Source organism: Nitrosomonas sp. (assembly GCF_019752415.1).
Classification (GTDB): domain Bacteria; phylum Pseudomonadota; class Gammaproteobacteria; order Burkholderiales; family Nitrosomonadaceae; genus Nitrosomonas.
This window is the reverse complement of record NZ_JAIEME010000024.1, coordinates 1-4,666: the sequence shown is the minus strand read 5'-3', so window position 1 is coordinate 4,666 and position 4,666 is coordinate 1. Positions and strand designations below refer to the sequence as shown.

Below are 4,666 nucleotides of genomic sequence, written 5' to 3'. Positions count from 1 at the left end.
CCGCTGAAAGCATCTAAGCGGGAAACTCTCCTCAAGATAAGACTTCCCGAGGGTTTAACCCTCCTAAAGGTTCGTCGAAGACTACGACGTTGATAGGTCGGGTGTGGAAGCATAGTAATATGTTAAGCTAACCGATACTAATTGACCGTGAGGCTTGATCCTATAACTTTAAGAATTTAAAATACTGTAAAGTTTTGTGTAGATATTATCTAATCTAATTTACTTTTTCCAATAATGAATATTGTTAGTATAATGATATTCATTGCCAAGTTTCGCTTGGCGGCCATAGCACTTTGGACCCACCTCTTCCCATCCCGAACAGAGCCGTGAAACGAAGCTGCGCCGATGATAGTGTGCATTCGCATGTGAAAGTAGGTTACCGCCAGGCATTCTATAAAGGCCCTTCATCCATTTGATGAAGGGCTTTTTTTTTAATATTTCTTCCTGAAGAATCTTTGGCAATAGCTTAAGTAACAAAAATATGACAGAGGATTCTAAATTATTATCGGACTAATTGTAAATAGCTCAGTAATCAGTATTATAGTCATCTATAGTAATGTGGTCCAAGACCCGGACACCCCAGTTAAGAGAAAATAGTCTTAACTGGAGGAGGAAATGGAAACGAGGAAATAATATACAAAGGAATTCAAACTGGATGCAATCAGTCTGGTTGTGGATCAGGGATTTACGATAGCAGGAGCGGCCAGAGGCCTTGAAATAAAGGCTAAATGAATCGGCAATTTACTTTTGCCAAACCGGATCAAGTTGATGTCAGCGATATCACATACATTTAGACACAAGAAGGCTAGCTGTATCTGGCAATCGTAATAGAGTTATTTTCCAGAAGAGTGGTCGGTTGGAGCCAGAACTCACAGATGAAAGCAACACTGGTTTGTGATTCATTGCGAATGGCTATCTGGTTGCGTCGGCCACCACCTGAACTGCTCGTGCAGCATGAGTCGTCTAGAATATTGTTGGGAGCGTCAATGCAGTTGCGGAAAGCTTCTTTGGCAGCCTCAAGCAGGAACGCTGTCAATGGAGTCATTGCCAACCCGCTATGAAGTACAGTAGGACATTTTGCTGTATATCGCCGTGTTTTATAACAACCAAAGACTGCATTCATATCTGGATTACAAAAATCCGAACCGATATGAAGCTGAAGCAGAAAAAACGATGAAGGTTGCTTAACTGAGGTGTCCGGTTTTACTTGGCCAGGTCATTGAGATATTTTAACCAATTTCCAATTTGTGAGTGTGTACTATGAATGAGTCAGAGTCTAAGAAAGAAGATTGGGAAAGAACCCTACTAGAAAATCTTGCATTAGCAGCTTTACGTGAGCAGCGGCGCACACGCAACTGGGGAATCTTTTTTAAAGTACTCACTTTTCTCTACCTTTTTATATTATTGTTCTTTGCACTAGGCTGGATTGATGATGGAAAAGTGCGATTGTCAGAGAAGCATTCTGCGCTTATTGATTTACGTGGAGTTATTGTTGCAGATGGTAATAGTAGTGCTGATAAAATAAATGCCAGCCTCCGATCTGCTTTTCAGGACAAGAATACAAAAGGGGTTATATTGCGAATAAATAGCCCGGGAGGAAGCCCAGTTCAAGCGGGTTATATCAATGATGAAATTCGTCGTTTGCGTGTTAGATATCCTGACATACCTTTATATGCGGTAGTGGGGGATATTTGTGCCTCTGGCGGTTATTATGTTGCGGTAGCTGCGGATAAAATTTTTGTTGATAAAGCGAGTCTAGTCGGTTCAATTGGTGTGTTGATGGATGGCTTTGGCTTTACAGGAACTTTAGAGAAATTAGGCGTAGAGAGACGTTTACTTACTGCTGGTGAAAATAAAAGCTTTCTGGATCCTTTTATGCCTTTGGATCCTATTCAAAAGGCTCATGCAACAACTTTATTACGTGAAATACATGAACAATTTATTCAGGTAGTGAAACTAGGAAGAGGTGTGCGTTTAAAAAATACACCGGAAATATTTAGTGGAATAGTGTGGACAGGACAGAAAAGTATTGATTTGGGGTTGGCTGATGAAATAGGCAATGCAGAATTTGTTGCACGAGAGATCATAAAGGCTGAGACTCTAGTCGATTTTACACCGCGTGAAGGTTTGTCCGATTTATTTACAAAACGATTTAGCCAAATAATTCTTGGTTTTTTATCCGAAAATATATGGAGTTTTAGATAACAGTGTCAGTGTCGGAGTAAAAAGGTACCAAATAGCACGCGAAAAGTGTACCAGTTAGATTATAAAAAGAGAGATTTAACCTCTGGTTTTGCGCCTCTGATTTTTATTTATTGGGTTTCAACAAAAGCGCTATGTTTCACCTATAATCTTTTATATTGATCTGTTTCTAGAATAGGCACATGATGAGTCAAGCGATCCAGCGGTGCATAGGTCAGTCGTTCTAATCCCAGCACTGTTGATACCGGTTCAAAATTGACCACCTGTGCCGGGATCAAGTTGCGCCACCTGAGTTTCGTCGGCGTGCAACACACGGCCTTGCGATAAGTGCAAAATCAGCCGGTCAACCAGCGGTTGCAGTGCCACGCCGACGCGTCCAACCCATTCTGCCAGGGTGGAGAGCGGTAGTGTTACATCTTCGCGCGGGCGGCGTTTGCGTGATGCGATACAGCGGCAGGTGATCGAGGTATTTGGCCGTGACGATCCAAGCCAGCAAGCCCTGCAGGTGTATTGCGGGCGGATGTGACGGTGCACGAAGAATTCGACGGGTTTAACGTCGAATTGTTCGGTGACGTCTTAGCCGATTTTTACCAGATCGCCGCCGCACTGTTTGCATAGACAGGAATCCGGTTCATGGCGGTGCTAGATGCGCGGCAGGTGATCCGGTAGAGGTTGGCGCCCAGTGCGTGCACGCTTGGGTTTTTGCGGAACCGGCAGCGGCAGTTGCACGATTTCCGCTTCGATCGCCGCCGCATCAGTTTGCCAGTCTTCTTCGAACAGGCTGAATTGTGGCTGCGACAGTGCTTCGTTCTTCGCACCGTAGCGAATGCGGCGCAAATGTGCCAGTTCCAGCGTCAGTGCCTGATTCTTCGCTTCCAGCAGTTTGAGTTCGTTTTGTACTTGCGTAAGCAGTGATTGAATCAGGTTCGATACCTCGGTTTTAGCTTCCGGCGTGAGGTTCAAATGATCAAATTCGATTGACTGTTTTGCGTTTGTTTCCATGGTGTTATTATACTCGCAGGTTCAATTTCGAAGCGCAACGCCTAACGGTGATTTGGTGTAACGAACCGTCTTTCCGAAAGAATACCTCAAACGGGGTTCTGAATCCAAGCACCTGGCGAGGTCGATGGTTGAGTCTATCCACCGCCCACTGCACTTGTTCTTGGGTAACCCCAATCAATTCCATCTCCTTGGGGAAATACTGTCGCAGTAGCCCATTGCTGTTCTCATTCAAGCCACGCTCCCATGAATGGTAGGGATGGACGAAATAAACATCCACATCGAGTTCCGCCGCGATGGTTTTATGCTCCGCAAACTCTTTCCCGTTGCCGAATGTCATGGTGTAGCATTTGCCTTTATGGGGGCGCAGTAGCTTCGTTACTGCCGCCGTCACACCCGATGCATGTTTGCCGGGCACTTTGGCTGCCAGAATGTAGCGCGACTTTTCCTCTCGGCTAATGTGACCAATGCGCCTCGGTGGTTCTTGCCGATCACGGTGTCGCCCTCCCAGTCGCCTATGCGACTCTTCTGTTCCACGATCACCGGACGTTCGTCAATGCCGACCCGATTCTTGATTGTGCCTCGGCGCTTTTGACCGCTCGCATACTGTTCCTGTGCGGCTTCTGGCAGCGCAAGTGCCGCCACAGGTGGCCACCACGGCGCTTATCTGCATAAATGTGCAAGTAGATCGATTCATGACTGATAGGCGTCCGCCTTCCAGAGCAAGCCGTTGAGATCCTTTTTCCGGACTCATGTCCTGTCGAAACAGTCGCTCGACTTCCGTCCACTCCAGCAATGAGTGACGCTGTGCGTTGGCGCAATTCTTTCGATGCTCGTCCCGTAATTCCTGAGCCTGCTTGGGATGCCAGCCACGTCGACCCTCGTTCCGTCTGAATTCCCGAGAAATTGTCGATTTGTGTACGACCAATTCATCCGCAATTTGCGATTGGTTCAAACCTGCCTTCTTCAAGCCAGAAATCTGGTATCGTTGCTCACTGGTGAGCTGCTGGTAGTGCTTCATCTTTGCTCCTTCTACTTGGTCGTTTAAGTAGCTCCGATATGAGCTTCCCCCGAAAAATAGTCTTCCAAGGGTGACGTACAATTAACGTTACTCTTGAAAGGAAGACGATGAAGAAGATACCGAAGCAGGAATACACGACCGATTTCAAGGAGCAAGTGGTCAAGCAAGTGAAGATGGGGAAGTCGATTAGTTTGGTAGCGAAGGAACTGGGACTGGTAGAACAAACACTGCGCAACTGGGTAAAGTTGGAGGAGGCAGGCAAACTTAACGGTACGGGTACCAAGGTTGTCACACCAGAACAGATGGATCTATCCCGGTTACGTGCTGAGAATGTAAGGCTGAAACGGGAGTGCGAGATCCTAAAAAAAGCAACTGGAGATTCAATGGGTGAAAGCAACACTTAAATTGTATAGTTTACATTTTGGAGTGAGCTCATGAATTATC

At 45.9% G+C, this 4,666-nt stretch carries 5 protein-coding genes, 2 rRNA genes and 4 pseudogenes; 6 read left to right on the top strand and 5 right to left on the bottom strand.

What is annotated here, in order from left to right:
- The 5 genes and pseudogenes from K2P83_RS04635 to K2P83_RS04620 form a co-directional block, all read left to right on the top strand.
- Window positions 1–162, top strand: a 23S ribosomal RNA gene (locus K2P83_RS04635); the annotation flags it as partial.
- A 113-nt stretch (window positions 163–275) separates the two neighbouring features.
- A 5S ribosomal RNA gene (gene rrf / locus K2P83_RS04630) occupies window positions 276–388 on the top strand.
- Window positions 389–645: 257 nt separating this feature from the next.
- Window positions 646–732, top strand: a pseudogene (locus K2P83_RS14305) (hypothetical protein); the annotation flags it as partial.
- Window positions 729–1,188: pseudogene (locus K2P83_RS04625) on the top strand (DDE-type integrase/transposase/recombinase); the annotation flags it as partial. The pseudogenes K2P83_RS14305 and K2P83_RS04625, both read left to right, overlap by 4 nt.
- 72 nt (window positions 1,189–1,260) lie before the next feature.
- Window positions 1,261–2,205, top strand: a complete 945-nt coding sequence (locus K2P83_RS04620; protein ID WP_292926752.1) for a S49 family peptidase — start codon at window positions 1,261–1,263, stop codon at window positions 2,203–2,205.
- Between the two features lie 246 nt (window positions 2,206–2,451).
- On the opposite strand, the gene K2P83_RS04615 is transcribed toward K2P83_RS04620, so the two are convergent.
- From K2P83_RS04615 to K2P83_RS04595, 5 genes and pseudogenes are all read right to left on the bottom strand, one after another.
- Complete coding sequence (locus K2P83_RS04615) at window positions 2,452–2,724, bottom strand: transposase (protein WP_363279380.1); 273 nt, start codon at window positions 2,722–2,724, stop codon at window positions 2,452–2,454.
- Window positions 2,707–2,766, bottom strand: a pseudogene (locus tag K2P83_RS04610) (hypothetical protein); the annotation flags it as partial. The gene K2P83_RS04615 and the pseudogene K2P83_RS04610, both read right to left, overlap by 18 nt.
- Window positions 2,767–2,844: 78 nt before the next feature.
- On the bottom strand, window positions 2,845–3,204 hold the full coding sequence (locus K2P83_RS04605) for a transposase (RefSeq protein WP_292926750.1): 360 nt from the start codon (window positions 3,202–3,204) through the stop codon (window positions 2,845–2,847).
- A gap of 7 nt (window positions 3,205–3,211) precedes the next feature.
- The gene (locus tag K2P83_RS04600) at window positions 3,212–3,661 is read right to left on the bottom strand and encodes an IS30 family transposase (protein WP_292926754.1); all 450 of its coding nucleotides are present in this window, start codon (window positions 3,659–3,661) and stop codon (window positions 3,212–3,214) included.
- Window positions 3,662–3,754: 93 nt separating this feature from the next.
- On the bottom strand, window positions 3,755–4,222 hold the full coding sequence (locus K2P83_RS04595) for a helix-turn-helix domain-containing protein (protein WP_292926748.1): 468 nt from the start codon (window positions 4,220–4,222) through the stop codon (window positions 3,755–3,757).
- A gap of 107 nt (window positions 4,223–4,329) precedes the next feature.
- On the opposite strand from K2P83_RS04595, the pseudogene K2P83_RS04590 reads away from it, so the two are divergent.
- Window positions 4,330–4,590, top strand: a pseudogene (locus K2P83_RS04590) (transposase); the annotation flags it as partial.
- Window positions 4,591–4,666 lie beyond the last annotated feature (76 nt).